Consider the following 13,714-nt stretch of genomic DNA (forward strand, 5'->3'; position numbering starts at 1 on the left):
CGCTCATCCTAGGTCCGCAGGCCCCCCGGTCCCCGCCCCGCTCTGCCGCGCTCCGCTGGCCGTTGACGGCGTACCTACCAGTAGGTATGGTCACGCCTGACCGATCGGGCTGCCGAGCGGGCCGCCGAGCGGGCGCCCGACGGCGCTCGCACCAGCCGGAGGACGCCTACCCGTGGACGCACGCGAACGCCTGGTCGCCGCGATGGCGGACCTGCTGTGGGAGCGGGGCTACGTCGGAACGAGCCCGTCGGCCGTCCTGCGGCGCAGCGGGGTCGGCCAGGGCAGCCTCTACCACCACTTCCGCGGCAAGCAGGACCTGGCCGTCGCCGCGATCGAGGCCAACGCCGAGGTCCTGCGGGCCGCGGCCCGCGCCACCCTCCTCCCCGACGGCCACGCCTACCTGCGGCTCGAACGGTTCCTGCTCCGCGACCGGGACGTCCTCCGGGGCTGCCGCATCGGCCGCCTGACGCAGGACCCCGAGGTCTGCTCGACCGAGGAGCTGCGCCGTCCCGTCGCGGAGACCCTGCGCTGGATCCGTCAGACCCTGGCCGAGGTCGTCGCCACCGGGCAGGCGCGCGGCGAGCTCGACGACGCGGTCCCGGCCGACGAGGTGGCCAGCGCCGTCCTCGCGACGCTCCAGGGCGGCTACGTGCTCGCCCGCGCCGAGCAGGAGGAGCAGCGCTCCACGGCCGCCGTCCGCGGCGTCCTCGCCCTGCTGCGCGGCCTGGTCCGACCCCGGGACGACCCGGACATGCCCGCAGGCCTCGAACCCCCTACCCACCGACCCGACACCGCGAACCCGGGGAGCCACGCATGATCGCGATGCAGTACCAGATCACCCTGCCCGCCGACTACGACATGGGCGTCATCCGCGACCGGGTGGCCCGCACCGGGCACGTCCTCGACCGCTACCCGGGCTTGGGGCTCAAGGCCTTCCTGGTCCGCGAGAGAGGCGTCGACGGCTCACCGGTCAACCAGTACGCCCCCTTCTACCTCTGGAGCGACGCCGCAGGAGCCGCCTCGTTCCTGTGGTCCGGGGTCGGCTTCACCGCCATCGTCCGCGACTTCGGGCGGCCGGTGGTGCAGACCTGGGTGGGCGGGACCAGCCACCGCGCCGCCGGCGGCCTGGCGGGCGCCCGGTACGCCGTCCGGACCACCCGGCGCCTCGGGGACGACACCGACGTCGTGGTGGCCGCCGCGGAGGCCGACGCCGGGCTGCGCTCCGCGGTCGGGCGGCCGGGCACCCTGCTGGGCGCCTACGGCGTGGACCCCCGCACCTGGGAGCTCGTCACCTTCACCCTGCACGCGGCCCGGCCCGACGACCCGTCCGAGGACGCGACGACGTTCGAGGTGCTGCACCTCTCCACTCCCGAGCACGACCGGCTCCCGACGGCGGTCTCCACCCGTCTGGCGCCGCCCCCGGTGGTGCCGCAGAGCCGCTGAGGCCTCAGTCCGCCAGCGGCCGGACGACGAACCCGGTCTTCAGCTTGGGTGTGAAGAACGTCGACTTGGGCGGCATCAGCAGCCCCTCGCGGGCGGTCCGCTCGATCTCGGCGACGCTGACCGGCCGGATCAGCACGGCGGCCGCCGCCCGGCCGGAGGTGACGGCGGCGACGGCCGCGTCGAGACCGTGCTGGTACGTCACGGCGACCGGCTGGTCGGCGAGGGCGGTCTCCAGCCACCCGCCGTCCAGGGCCCGGACGCCGTCGAAGGCGCCCGGCCGGGCCGTCAGCCGCCACGTGGCGTCGGGCTCGACAAGGGTGAGGAAGCCCTCCTCGGCCATCGCGGCCAGCGTGCCGGCCCCCGGTCGGTCGGCGGGCGTGAGCTCGAAGCGGCGGGCCAGCGCCGCCCGCAGCGTCGGGGCGTCGACGCCGGAGTACAGCCGGTGGATGGCGGCGACGCTCAGCTGCTCGGGCACCAGCTCGCCGACGAAGGCCAGCGTCTCCTCCGCCGCCCCGGCGTCGCCGCCCGTGGCCGCGCGCACCTCGTCGCGGTAGGTGCGGCTGATGGCGTAGCGGTGGTGGCCGTCGGCGATCAGCACGTCGTCGGCGCCGACGGCGGCCGCGATGGCCGCGACGCGCTCCGGGTCGGTGACCCGCTCGACGACGTGCTCCACCCCGCCGTCGACGACGCTGCCCAGCACCTCCCCCGGCGCGCGCAGCAGCGCGGTCAGCCCGGGCGCCAGCGACAGCCCCCACACCGGGGACAGGTTGGCCCGGGTGGCCCGGGTCAGGTCCAGCCGGTCGGTGGACGCCTTGGGCGTGGTCCGCTCGTGCGGCAGCACCCCGCCCGCCCCCTCGTCGACCACCTCGAGGCCTCCGAGCACCCCGACGAGGTCGCGCTCGGCGCCGGTCGCGTCGGTGAAGCGGAGCCGGTAGAGGGTGAAGGAGGGCTCCGCGTCCTGGACCAGCACCCCGCCGTCGCGCCAGGCCTGCAGCCGCGCGGCGGCCCGGCGGTAGCGGTCCGCCCCGTCCAGGGGCACGTCCACGTGCACCACGTTGTGCTCGGAGCTCGCCGCCAGCGCGCGGACCTCCGCCTCGCTCAGCACGTCGTAGGGCGGCGCCGTCACCGTGGCCAGGTCGTCGACGGCGTAGCGGAGGGCGCGGAAGGGGCGGAAGCGGGGCACGGCGACCATGGTGGCAGGACCGCGGGTGTCCAGCGGGCGGGACGGGTGCCGTGTCGGAACGCCTGCGTCATGCCGCGGTAACCCCGATGGACGAAGATGAGGCCGTGTTCCTCATGCGCGTGCGCCTGCCCGACCGTCCCGGCTCCCTGGGCGCGGTGGCCACGGCGATGGGCGGCGTCGGCGGGGACATCAACGCCGTCGAGATCGTCGAGAAGGGCGACAACGGCTTCGTCGTCGACGACTTCATCGTCGACCTGCCGCCGGGCGCCCTGCCCGAGAACATCATCACCGCCTGCCAGGCCCTGGAGGGCGTCAAGGTCGAGTGGATCTCCCGCTACCCCGAGGGCGGCGGTCTGCAGAGCGACCTCGAGGCCCTGGAGCGGATGACCGCCGACCCGGTGCACGCCGCCGAGACCCTGGTCTCGTTGTGCCCGGTGGTGTTCCGCTCGCACTGGGCGACCCTGCTGGAGGTCGACGGCGCCGGTGCCCGACCGGTCTACTCCACCACCCTCGCGCCCGATCTCACCCCGGCCGTGGCGGCGACGTTCGGGCCGTTCGACAGCACGCACCGCGTCGACCTGCCCTCCGGCTGGAGCCCGGGCTGGGGCGACACCACGCTGGTGGTCACGCCCCTGACCCGGGACCGCGCGATCGCGATCGGCCGGCTCGGCGGGCCGGCGTTCCTGGAGTCCGAGATCGCCCGCCTGCACCACCTCGCCGCCCTGGTGAAGTAGCCGGGCCTCCGCTGACCGCGGCCGGGACCGGTCCGGTACCGTCGCACGATGACCGCGACGGGGTGGGCCGACCTGCTCACCATGCTCGCGACCGTCGGTTTCGGGGTGCTGTCGGCGATCATCCCGGTGGCCAACGCGGAGGCCTACGTCTTCACCTCCCAGGTCTCGCACTCGATCGACCCGGTGCCGGTGGCGCTGGGGATCGCGGCGGGCCAGACCATCGGCAAGGTGCTGCTGTTCTACGGGGTCCGGCGCGGCAAGAACCTGCCGGGCGTCCGGCACCGGCGAGCCGTCCTGCGCGGCCGCCAGCTGGGCCCCACCCGCACCTGGTTGCGCGAGGTCCTGCAGACCCTGCTGGCCCTGGTCGGGCAGAAGCGGTGGGGGCTGCCCATCACCTTCGTCGCCGCCGTCGTCGGGGTGCCCCCGCTCTACGCCGTCGCCCTGCTCGCGGGGGCGACCCGGATGCGGGTCCTGTGGTTCGCCGTCGTCGTGCTGGCCGGCCGGGTGCTCCGGTTCGGGCTGGTGGCCTACGGGGTCGGCGGCGTCGGCCCCTGGGCGGCGCGGTAGCGCTCCGGACCGGGAGCCAGGTCCGGGGGGCCCGACTACAGTGGGCGCGTGCCGAAGCTGTTCAGCAACCTCGACCTCAACGGGGCGACGCCGCCGCGGGTGCGGCCGACGCTCGGCGAGTGGGGACCGCTCCAGGTGCCCACCACCCGCCAGAAGCGCCGGATGCGCATCTGGGTGGGGCTGGCCCTGCTGGGCGCGATGACCGCGGTGTTCCTGCTCGGTTGGTACGTGTACCACGCGATGACCGGCAGCTGGGGCTTCGGCATCGGCTCGTGAGCGGCGTCCACCCCGCCGTCGGGGCGGCCTCCGCACTCGCGTCCGTCGCCGCCCTGACGGCGCTCTACCGGGCCGGCTTCGGCTCCGACAGCCAGCTCTTCGGGCCCTTCCCCTCCCACGGCGCGTCCGACGAGCCCCTCGTCGCCCTGACCTTCGACGACGGGCCGAACGAGCCGTGGACGGGCCGACTGCTCGACCTGCTGGGTGAGCGCGAGGTGCCCGGCACCTTCTTCCAGGTGGGCCGCTGCGCCGAGCGGCACCCCGAGGTCACCCGCCGGGTCGTCGACGAGGGCCACGTGCTGGGCAACCACAGCCTCAGCCACTCCTTCGGCCGCTACCTCACCGAGCCCCGCCAGGAGGCGGAGATCCGGGGCGGCCAGCAGGTCCTGCAGGCGGTCGCCGGGGTCACCCCGCTGCTCTACCGGCCCCCCTGGCTCTGCCACTGGCCCTGGGTGCTGCGCGGCGTCGCCCGGTCCGGATCGTCGGTGGTGTCCGGCACCTTCGGCAGCCTGGTCGAGGTGGCGCAGCCGTCGGCCGACCGGATCGCCGCCGCCTCCGCCGGGCGGGCGGCGCCCGGGTCGGTGCTGATCCTGCACGACGGCCGCGAGGCACGCGGCGGGAACCGGGCCGCGAGCGTCGCCGCCGTGGGTCCGCTGGTCGACCGGCTGCGGGCGCGCGGCTACCGGTTCACGACCGTCGACCGGCTGCTCGGGCTGCGGGCGTACGCCTGACCGGCGCCCACCGGCCCGCACGTACGGTGGCCGGGTGAGCGCGGAGACCGGGGAGCGGACGGGCGCAGGCGCCACCGCGGCCGTCCCGGCGGGCGCCCACCCGTCGGCGTCCCGGGCCCGGCTCTGGCTGCTGTTCACCGCCCTCGCCCTGGCCCTGCTGCTCTCCGAGCTGGACCAGACCGTCTTCGCGACCGCCCTGCCGACGGTGGTGGGCGAGCTCTCGGGCGTGCAGGACATGCTCTGGGTCGGCACCGCCTACATGCTCGCCGGCACGCTGGCCCTGCCCGTCTACGGCAAGCTGAGCGACCTGCTGGGCCGCAAGCCCGTGCTGATCACCGGGATGCTCGTCTTCGTGGCCGGCTCGGTGCTGGGCGGGCTGAGCACCGACATGGGGACCCTGATCGCCGCCCGCGCCGTCCAGGGGCTGGGCGGCGGCGGGCTCATCGTGCTCGTGCAATCCGTGGTCGCCGACACCGTCCCGGCCCGGGACCGCGCGCCGTACCTGAGCGCCATCGGCGCGGTGTTCGCGCTGAGCGCCGTGGCCGGGCCCGTCGTCGGCGGCTGGCTGACCGAGGGCGTCGGCTGGCGCTGGGCCTTCTGGGTCAACCTGCCGCTGGGCGGGCTGGCCGTGCTGGCCGTGGCCGTGCTGCTGCGGCACGAGCCGCCGCGCCGCGACCAGCCCGTCCAGCTGGACGTCGCCGGCACGACCACGCTCGCCGTCGCCGTCACCGCCCTGGTGCTGCTCGTCTCGTGGGGCGGCACCCGGCTGCCGTGGGCCTCGCCGGCGGCGCTCGGGCTGGCGGCCCTGACCGTGGCGGCGACCGGCGTCTTCGTGCTGGTCGAGCGGCGGGCGGCCGAGCCGGTGATCCCGCTCGGGCTGTTCGCCGACCGCACCTTCACCGCCGCCGTCCTCGCCGGGCTGGTGATGGCGGTCGCCATGTTCGGCACGCTGGGCTACCTGCCGACCTACCTGCAGATGGCCGCCGGGCTCGGCCCGACCGCGGCGGGGATGGCGATGCTGACGCTCGTGGCCGGGCTGGCCCTGGCGACCGTCGGCGCCGCCCAGCTGGTCCGGCGGACGGGCCGCACGAAGCTGCTGCCCCTGGTGGGGACGGTCGCCGTCGCCGCCGCCCTGGGCCTGCTCGCGACGCTCACCCCCGGCACCCCGCTCCCCCTGGCCGGGTCCTACCTGCTGCTGCTGGGCCTGGGCATCGGCTGCGCGTGGGAGGTGCTGGTCGTGGTGGTGCAGAACACCGCACCGGACGCCGCCGTCGGCACCGCGACCGCCACCAACAGCTTCTTCCGCGAGATCGGGGTGTGCCTGGGCTCGGCGTTGGTCGGCGCCCTGTTCACCGCGCGGCTCGGCGCCCTGCTGGCGGACCGGCTGCCGGCCGGGGCCGGGGTCGACGCCGACAGCCTCACCCCCGCCCTGGCGGACGGGCTCCCGCCGGCGGTGCGGGCGGCGGTCGCCGGGGCCTACAACGACGCCCTCACCCCGGTCTTCGCGCTGCTGGTGCCCGTCGTCCTGGCCAGCACGGTGCTGCTGCTGCTCGTCCGCGAGGTGCCGCTGGCCACCACGGCCCCCGACGCCGTGGGCGAGCGGGACGACCTGCCCGGTCAACGGCTGGAGTAGCCGCCGTCCACCGGGAGCGACACCCCGGTGATCATCGACGCCCCGTCGGACAGCAGGAACACGATCGGGGCGGCGATCTCCTCGACGGTCGCCCAGCGGCCGAGCGGCATCTGCCGCAGGAACGGCCCCTCGATGTCCTCGCGGCCCCAGTACCAGGCCGACATCGGCGTCATCACCACCGTCGGGTTGACGCTGTTCACGCGGATGCCGTACCGGCCCAGCTCCAGGGCCGAGACCCGGGTGATGTTGTCGAGGGCCGCCTTCGACGAGCCGTAGGAGATGTGCCCGGGCAGACCCACCAGGCTGGCCTGGCTGGAGACGTTCACGATGGCGCCGCCGCGGCCGAGGCGGATCATGGAGCGCGCGGTGTACTTGGTCACCAGCAGCGCGCCCCGGGCGTTGACCGCGACGACCTGGTCGAAGACGGCGATGTCGGTTTCCATCGGGGTCGCGATCTCCCCGCCGTGCCCGCCGCAGTTGACCACCCCGTCGACGTCGAGCCCGTCCAGGGCGTCCCGCACGCTGTCCTCCGACGTCAGGTCGAAGGGCAGCGGCCGGGCGCCGGTCTCGGCGGCCAGCGCCTGCAGCGCCTCCTCGGAGCGGCCGGCGGCCACCACGGCGGCCCCGGCGGCCACCAGCTGGCGGACCGTCTCGCCGCCGATCCCGCCGCTCGCACCGGTGACCAGCACCGTCCGGCCGTCGAAGTCGGTCATCAGCTCTCCTCGTCGCTGCGTCCCGCGCCTGCCCCGCCAGCATGGCACCCCCGGCGCCCGGCCGCCGTCGACCAGGGGCAGCCGGGCCCGCGCTCAGGAGGGCCGCCAGGCGAGCTGGTCGACGGCGTCGAGGTCGACGTCAGGGACCACCGCGACGTCGCGCACGGTGTCGTAGAGCGAGAGCCGCGCGCCGGCCGTGACCGCCAGCCAGCGCGAGGACATCCAGACCGCCGAACCGGGCAGCCCGAACCGGTCGGTCGGCGCCGTCAGGGTCTGCACGACCTCCCCGTCGGGCAGCCGGCGCACGACGGTGCGGGTCGCGCCGTCGGTGCCGCTCACCGTGAGGGCGGCGTGCGCGCCGCCCGGGGCGGTCGTCCCGGACGGGGGGTCGCCGCGGCGCTCGGAGCCGACGGGTTCCCGCCGGCCGCTCCCGCGGTCGACGAGCACGTCGGCGCAGCGGTGCCGCGCGTCGCACTCGTGCAGCAGGAGGGTGGTGGGCCCCGCCGCCGTGACCGCGCCGGTCGTCAGCCGGCGGACCGGACCCGGGTGCACCTGCCACACCCCGCCCACGTCCTGGAGCAGCAGGCCGCCGGCGCCGTCCCCGAGGAAGGAGCCGCTCGTCCGCGTGCGGGGGCCGGCCGGCCGGCCGCGGTCGTCGACCAGGCGCGCCCGGGACTCCGGCCCGTCGACGTCGAGGGCCCACAGCCGCCCGTCCGGCCCGGGCAGCACCTCGTCCGCGCTCGCGAGGGCGCCCGCGAGCGGGACCGGCGCTCGTCCGTCGTCGACGCGGAGCCCGGGCACGGTGTCGAACGGGCGCAGCAGCACGCCCCGGCGGGTGGCGACCAGCGACACCGGTCCGGTGGACCCCAGCTCGACCCCGCGGGTGCGGACCACCGTGCCGGTGGCGGCGTCGATCGCGTAGAGGACGTCCCGGCCCCGGGCGTACAGCCGCCCCGCCGGCACGCCCGCCGCCAGCGGTCCTGAGCCCCGGGCCGTCGTGACGGAGGCGGCCAGGGACGGCCTCGGCGTCGTGCTGACCGCGGGCGCCGCCCGCCCGCGCGGGGTGGCGGGACCGGTCGGCGGGGGTGGCGGGGGCAGCGAGCGGTCGAGCCTGCGCTGGTCGAGGACGACCAGCGCGACCACCACCAGCACCGCCAGCACGACGACCCCGACCAGCCGCCCGGGGACGCGCGACGGGCCGCTGTCGAACTGCTCGGGACCACCCTCCACGCGCTCAGCATGGACCGCGACCCGGACCGGGGCCAGCGGTCGGGGCTTCCCGTGCTCGGCGACGCAGCGAGGCTCCCGGCTGCTGCGTCGCCGCAGCGGGTGGGCCCCGCCCTCCGCCGCGTCCGGCTGGGCGAGGTCAGGGCGCGTCAGACCGCTGGTCCGCAGCGTCCTCCGCGCCGCGCGGTCACCGCCGTTCCGGCTCGTCGGTGCTGGCCCGGTACCCCGGCTCCGGGACGGTCGCCCCGCCGGTGTCGAACACCTCGAGGGCCAGCAGCCGGGCCCCGGCGCCCACCGTCTCCACCTCCAGCACGGCCGCGCTGACGGCCGGCACGGCGTGCACCCGCTGCTGCCCGACGGTCCGGCCCTCGGCCAGCACCGCGCTCCGGTGGCGCACCACGTGCCGCTCGACGCGCTGACCCTCGCGGTAGTCCTCGCGCAGCCGCAGGTGGTCCAGCGAGACCTCGCCCGGCAGCCGTCCCCGCCAGGTGCGCCGGTCGCCGTCCTCGGTCACCAGCTCCAGCGTGGCCGTCACGGGGCGGCCGAAGCGCCGGTCGAGCTCCGCACGCCAGGCCCGCAGGCGTGCGACGTCGGCGTCCGGCACGCGGCCCCGGGTGTCCGGCGGCACGTTCAGCAGCAGGTTCGTCCCGCGGCCGACCGAGCGGTAGTGGACGGCGAGCAGGTGGTCGAGGGACTTCGGCTCGTCGTCGGCCGCCCAGAACCAGCCCCGGCGCAGGGAGACGTCGCACTCCGGCGGCAGGTAGCGGGGCCGGGCCAGCCCGGTGACGTCGTCGTCGTAGCTGTTGAGCTCGGTGCGGTCGGTGACGTAGTGCACGGGGTCACCGGCCAGCCCGTCCTCGTTGCCCACCCAGCGGATCGTCGGCCGGCCCATGTTGAAGACCATGGCGTCGGGCTGGGTCTCCTCGACCACGGCCATGATCGCGTCCCAGGCGTAGACCCGGCCGGCCGAGCCGGCGCCGTCGAACCAGATCTCGCCGAGGCGCCCGTACCGCGTGCACAGCTCGCGCAGCTGGGCCGTGTAGAAGGCGTCGTAGGCGGCGGGGTCGGCGTAGCGGGGCTCGTGCCGGTCCCAGGGTGAGAGGTAGACGCCGAAGGCCAGCCCGGCGGCCCGGCAGGCGTCGGCCACCTCACCCACCAGGTCCCCGCGGCCGGCCCGCCAGGGCGACGAGGCCACGGAGTAGTCGGTCGTCGCCGTCGGCCACAGGCAGAACCCGTCGTGGTGCTTGGCCGTCAGCACCAGGTAGCGGGCGCCCATCTCCTGCGCCACCGCCACCCACTGGCCCGCGTCGAGGTCGCTCGGGGCGAAGCTGGCCGCCGGCAGGGTGCCGTCCGACCACTCGCACCCGGCGAAGGTGTTGACGCCCACGTGCACGAACATCCCCAGCTCGAGCTGCTGCCAGGCCAGCTGGGCCGCACTCGGTCTGAGCTCGTCCACCGCCCTCACGGTAGCGGCCCCCGGCGCCGGGTTAGGTTGACGACATCAGGTCGACGACGACAGGAGGGGACGATGACGCTCACCGAGATGCGTCCGAGCGGCGCGCCGCCGGTGCCACCCGGGACCGATCCCGAGACCGCAGCCGTGGTCGAGGCGCTCTACACCGACGGGATCGCGGCCCTCAAGGGCGCGTTCAGCCGCGACTGGGCCGCGCAGATGGGCGAGGACATCGAGACCGCCTTCGCCGAGGCGCGGAGCCGGGAGAACGGGGCGGTGGGCCGCGGGCCGAACCGCTACTACGTGGAGATCCACCCGGAGCAGCTGCGCGGGTTCGTGGACCTGGTGGACCACCCGTGGGTCCGCTCGGTGGCCACGGCGGTGCTGGGTCCGGAGTACGAGATCGTCGAGGTGGGCTTCGACATCCCGTTCGCGGGCGCCATGAACCAGCCCTGGCACCGGGACTTCCCGATGCCCGACCAGACCCGCACCGAGGGGCGGCTGACCTCGCTGGCCTTCAACCTGACCGCGGTAGACACCACCGAGGACATGGGACCGTTCGAGATCGCACCGGGCACGCAGTGGGACTGGTCGGAGGAGTTCGACCACGGCATGTTCCCGCCGAAGTCGATGTATCCCCGCTACGCCGAGCGGGCCGTCCGGAAGTACCCGCAGAGGGGTGACCTGTCGGTCCGCTCCGCCCTCACCATCCACCGGGGCACGGAGAACCGCTCGCAGCTGTCCCGGCCGGTGCTGGTGCTGGGCCTCGACGCCCCGGGGGCGGGCAACGCCGAGCACCACGACCTCGCCGTCACCCGCGACTACCACGCTGCGCTCCCGCAGCGGGTCCGGGACCACCTGCGCTGCCCCGTGGTGGACCAGCTGACCCCGATCACCCAGAAGCACACGATCGAAGGGCTGGTGATGGGCGAGCCCTGAGCGCCCGTGCTAGGCCGACGCCGTCCCCTCCGCGGGGGCGGCGTCGACCGTCCGGGCCTCGGGCTGGCCGGCAGCCGCCGCCTTCGCGGCCTTCGTGGCGGCCGCCTTCGCCGCCCGGGCCGCCTTCGCCCTGGCGGCCTTGGCCGCCTTCGCCTCCGCGACCTCCGCCTCCGTCGGCGCCGGTGGTGGCTCCTCCTCCGTGCCGTCCCCGCGGGTGGCCACCGCTGCGGCCGCCTCGGGCCCCTGCTCCAGCAGGACGCGGAAGCCCTCTGCGCCGGCCAGCACGGGCACCTTGAGCTCGACGGCCTTGTCCGCCTTGGAGCCGGGCGACTCCCCCACCACCGCGAACGACGTCTTCTTGGACACCGAGCTGGCGACCTTGCCGCCGCGGGAGGTGATGGCCTCCGCCGCGGTGTCGCGGGTGAAGCCGTCCAGCGAACCGGTGACGACGACGGAGATGCCGGCCAGGGTCTGCTCGCGCTGCTCCTGCGGCTCCTCCCGCAGGACGCAGCCGGACCGCTGCCACTTGGTGACGATCTCGCGGTGCCAGTCGACGGCGAACCACTCGGCGATCGTGGCGGCCATCGTCGGGCCCACCCCGTCCACGGCCGCCAGCTCCTCGGCCGTGGCGTCCGCGATGGCGTCGACGTCGCCGAAGGCCCGGGCGAGGTCCGGAGCCGTCGAGGGGCCGACGTGCCGGATGCTCAGCGCCACCAGGAACTTCGACAGCGGCCGGGTCTTGGCCGCCTCCAGGTTGGTCAGCAGCTTGGCGCCGTTGGCCGTCAGCCGGCCGGCGGTGGTGGTGAAGAACGGCACCCCGGTCAGCCGGGCCTCGTCGAGGTCGAACAGGTCACCCTCGTCGGCCAGCAGGCCGTTCTCCAGCAGCGCCGTGGCGGACTGGTAACCGAGGTTCTCGATGTCCAGCGCCCCCCGGCTGGCCACGTGGAACAGCCGCTCCCGCAGCTGCGCCGGGCAGGAGCGGTGGTTGGGGCAGCGGAGGTCGGCGTCGCCCTCCTTCTCGTGCCGCAGCTCGGTCCCGCAGGCCGGGCAGTGGGTCGGCATCACGAACGGGCGCTCGTCACCCGTGCGCAGCTCGACCACCGGCCCGACGATCTCGGGGATGACGTCGCCGGCCTTGCGGAGCACGACCGTGTCGCCGACGAGGACGCCCTTGCGCTCCAGCTCCGACGCGTTGTGCAGGGTGGCCATGCCCACCGTCGAGCCCGAGACCAGCACCGGTTCCATCACCCCGAACGGGGTCACCCGCCCGGTCCGGCCGACGTTGACGTCGATCGAGAGCAGCTTGGTGGTGACCTCCTCCGGCGGGAACTTGAAGGCGATCGCCCAGCGCGGCGACTTGGCCGTCGAGCCGAGCTGGTCCTGGACGGTGCGCTCGTCGAGCTTGACCACCACGCCGTCGATCTCGTGCTCCACGGAGTGCCGGTGCTCGCCGAAGTGCTCGATGTAGGCCCAGACGTCGTCGAGGGTGGGGGTGAGCCGGCGGTGCGGGCTGACGGGCAGGCCCCACGCCTCGAGCGTCTCGTAGGCCTCGGACAGCCGGCTGCGCTCGTGGCCCTGCCAGGCGCCGATGCCGTGGCTGACGAACCCGAGCCGCCGGCTGGCCGTCACCCGGGGGTCCTTCTGCCGCAACGACCCGGCGGCGGCGTTGCGCGGGTTGGCGAACGGCGCCTTGCCCTCGGCGACGAGGGACTCGTTGAGCGCCTGGAACTCCGCGACGGCGAAGTAGACCTCACCGCGCACCTCGAGCAGCTCGGGCGGCTCGTCCGTGCGCAGCTCGCCCGGGATGACGGCGATCGTGCGGACGTTGGCCGTCACGTCCTCCCCCACCCGGCCGTCACCACGGGTGGCGGCGCGGACCAGCCGGCCGCGCTCGTAGACGAGGTCGAGGGCCAGCCCGTCGACCTTCAGCTCGCACAGGTAGCCCGACTGCGCGACCCGCTGCTCCCCCAGCTCGCGGACGGGTCGGCCCGCCCAGCGCTCCAGCTCCTCGCGGCTGAAGACGTTGTCCAGGCTCAGCAGCCGCTGCACGTGCTCGACGGGGGCGAAGGTGGTCGAGGGCGGGCCGCCCACCTGCTGCGTCGGCGAGTCGGGCGTCCGCAGGGCCGGGAAGCGGTCCTCGATCGCGCTCAGCTCGCGCATCAGCCGGTCGAACTCGCCGTCGGAGATGGTCGGCGCGTCCAGCACGTGGTAGCGCCAGCGGGCCTCGTCGAGGACCTCGCTCAGCTCGCGGTGGCGGTGCCGCGCCTCGTCGTCGGGGGCGTCCTGGTCAGCCACGGCAGGGGCGACGGCGGGGTCGGGGAGGTCGGTCGGGTCGGCCACGTCCCGACCTTAACGTCCGCCGCCCACAGTTCCGGGGCGCCGCGGGGACCGGGCCTCAGGCGGCCGTCGACCCCGTGCCGGTGCGGCGCGCGGGCGCCGGCAGCAGCCGCCAGGTGTAGGAGCAGTAGGTGGTGACGCCGCAGAGGAACAGCACGCCGAAGAAGACGTGGCCGCCGCGGATGCCGGCGAAGCCGAGGCTGAGCTGGATCACCGAGGCGATCACCAGGGCGACGGGCAGGAAGAAGATCCAGCCCGGCCCGCCGGCCCGCCGCGACGTCAGCCCGAACACGGCGGCGAGGACGGACAGCACGACCACCGCGAAGGCGTTCGTGGTGTGGGCGACCAGCAGCCCCCGCGACCCCTCGTCGAGGAAGCCCGACCCGAGGCCCGCCTGGCCCACGGCGAAGGCGAGCAGGATGGTGGACAGGATGCGGAGCTGCTTGGTCTGCACGGCCACATCATGCCCCAGGCGCGC

General features: G+C 75.4%; 13 protein-coding genes and 1 pseudogene. 8 read left to right on the forward strand and 6 right to left on the reverse strand.

Annotation, left to right across the window (positions count from 1 at the left end):
- Positions 1–172: 172 nt before the first annotated feature.
- On the forward strand, positions 173–817 hold the full coding sequence (locus BLT72_RS11625) for a TetR/AcrR family transcriptional regulator (protein WP_231929994.1): 645 nt from the start codon (positions 173–175) through the stop codon (positions 815–817).
- The gene (locus BLT72_RS11630) at positions 814–1,443 is read left to right on the forward strand and encodes a DUF4865 family protein (protein ID WP_091413047.1); all 630 of its coding nucleotides are present in this window, start codon (positions 814–816) and stop codon (positions 1,441–1,443) included. Before BLT72_RS11625 ends, BLT72_RS11630 begins: the two co-directional genes overlap by 4 nt.
- A 4-nt stretch (positions 1,444–1,447) precedes the next feature.
- On the opposite strand, the gene BLT72_RS11635 is transcribed toward BLT72_RS11630, so the two are convergent.
- Complete coding sequence (locus BLT72_RS11635) at positions 1,448–2,626, reverse strand: DUF1015 family protein (protein ID WP_091417253.1); 1,179 nt, start codon at positions 2,624–2,626, stop codon at positions 1,448–1,450.
- An 86-nt stretch (positions 2,627–2,712) separates the two neighbouring features.
- Between BLT72_RS11635 and BLT72_RS11640 the strand changes: the two genes are divergently transcribed.
- From BLT72_RS11640 to BLT72_RS11650, 5 genes are read left to right on the forward strand one after another with little or no spacing between them, the layout of a single operon-like run.
- A complete protein-coding gene (locus tag BLT72_RS11640) occupies positions 2,713–3,360 on the forward strand; it encodes an ACT domain-containing protein (protein ID WP_091413048.1) in 648 nt (215 codons plus the stop codon).
- Between the two features lie 48 nt (positions 3,361–3,408).
- Positions 3,409–3,927 carry a hypothetical protein gene (locus BLT72_RS22230; RefSeq protein ID WP_157720452.1) on the forward strand — a complete coding sequence of 173 codons (519 nt, stop codon included), beginning with the start codon at positions 3,409–3,411 and terminating at the stop codon, positions 3,925–3,927.
- A 48-nt stretch (positions 3,928–3,975) separates the two neighbouring features.
- A complete protein-coding gene (locus BLT72_RS22235) occupies positions 3,976–4,203 on the forward strand; it encodes a hypothetical protein (protein WP_157720454.1) in 228 nt (75 codons plus the stop codon).
- Positions 4,200–4,934, forward strand: a complete 735-nt coding sequence (locus BLT72_RS22240; protein ID WP_157720456.1) for a polysaccharide deacetylase family protein — start codon at positions 4,200–4,202, stop codon at positions 4,932–4,934. Before BLT72_RS22235 ends, BLT72_RS22240 begins: the two co-directional genes overlap by 4 nt.
- Before the next feature lie 34 nt (positions 4,935–4,968).
- Positions 4,969–6,567: an MFS transporter gene (locus BLT72_RS11650; protein ID WP_091413049.1), complete on the forward strand. Its 1,599-nt coding sequence runs from the start codon at positions 4,969–4,971 to the stop codon at positions 6,565–6,567.
- Here BLT72_RS11650 and BLT72_RS11655 read toward each other — a convergent pair.
- The 3 genes from BLT72_RS11655 to BLT72_RS11665 form a co-directional block, all read right to left on the reverse strand.
- Positions 6,552–7,280, reverse strand: coding sequence for an SDR family oxidoreductase (locus tag BLT72_RS11655; protein ID WP_091413050.1), 729 nt, complete (start codon positions 7,278–7,280; stop codon positions 6,552–6,554). The two genes, BLT72_RS11650 and BLT72_RS11655, sit on opposite strands and share 16 nt — an antisense overlap.
- A gap of 93 nt (positions 7,281–7,373) precedes the next feature.
- A complete protein-coding gene (locus BLT72_RS11660) occupies positions 7,374–8,510 on the reverse strand; it encodes a hypothetical protein (protein WP_091413051.1) in 1,137 nt (378 codons plus the stop codon).
- Between the two features lie 184 nt (positions 8,511–8,694).
- Positions 8,695–9,963 (reverse strand): alpha-L-fucosidase, encoded by a 1,269-nt coding sequence (locus tag BLT72_RS11665; protein ID WP_231929995.1) that lies wholly within the window; start codon positions 9,961–9,963, stop codon positions 8,695–8,697.
- Positions 9,964–10,035: 72 nt separating this feature from the next.
- On the opposite strand from BLT72_RS11665, the gene BLT72_RS11670 reads away from it, so the two are divergent.
- Positions 10,036–10,899: a phytanoyl-CoA dioxygenase family protein gene (locus tag BLT72_RS11670; RefSeq protein ID WP_231929996.1), complete on the forward strand. Its 864-nt coding sequence runs from the start codon at positions 10,036–10,038 to the stop codon at positions 10,897–10,899.
- Positions 10,900–11,118: 219 nt separating this feature from the next.
- Here the strand turns inward: BLT72_RS11670 and ligA are convergent.
- Positions 11,119–13,194: pseudogene (gene ligA, locus BLT72_RS11675) on the reverse strand (NAD-dependent DNA ligase LigA); the annotation flags it as partial.
- A 100-nt stretch (positions 13,195–13,294) separates the two neighbouring features.
- Positions 13,295–13,690, reverse strand: a complete 396-nt coding sequence (locus BLT72_RS11680; RefSeq protein ID WP_091413053.1) for a hypothetical protein — start codon at positions 13,688–13,690, stop codon at positions 13,295–13,297.
- Positions 13,691–13,714: the final 24 nt, after the last annotated feature.

The sequence above is a fragment of the Friedmanniella luteola genome (genome assembly GCF_900105065.1).
Taxonomy (GTDB): Bacteria; Actinomycetota; Actinomycetes; order Propionibacteriales; family Propionibacteriaceae; genus Microlunatus; species Microlunatus luteolus.

Bases quoted from the DNA above. Each gene is read 5' to 3' on its own strand.
- BLT72_RS11640 (WP_091413048.1), top strand. From the start codon at position 2,713: ATGGACGAAGATGAGGCCGTGTTCCTCATGCGCGTGCGCCTGCCCGAC.
- BLT72_RS11670 (WP_231929996.1), top strand. From the start codon at position 10,036: ATGACGCTCACCGAGATGCGTCCGAGCGGCGCGCCGCCGGTGCCACCC.
- BLT72_RS22230 (WP_157720452.1), top strand. From the start codon at position 3,409: ATGACCGCGACGGGGTGGGCCGACCTGCTCACCATGCTCGCGACCGTC.
- BLT72_RS11630 (WP_091413047.1), top strand. From the start codon at position 814: ATGATCGCGATGCAGTACCAGATCACCCTGCCCGCCGACTACGACATG.
- BLT72_RS11655 (WP_091413050.1), bottom strand. From the start codon at position 7,280: ATGACCGACTTCGACGGCCGGACGGTGCTGGTCACCGGTGCGAGCGGC.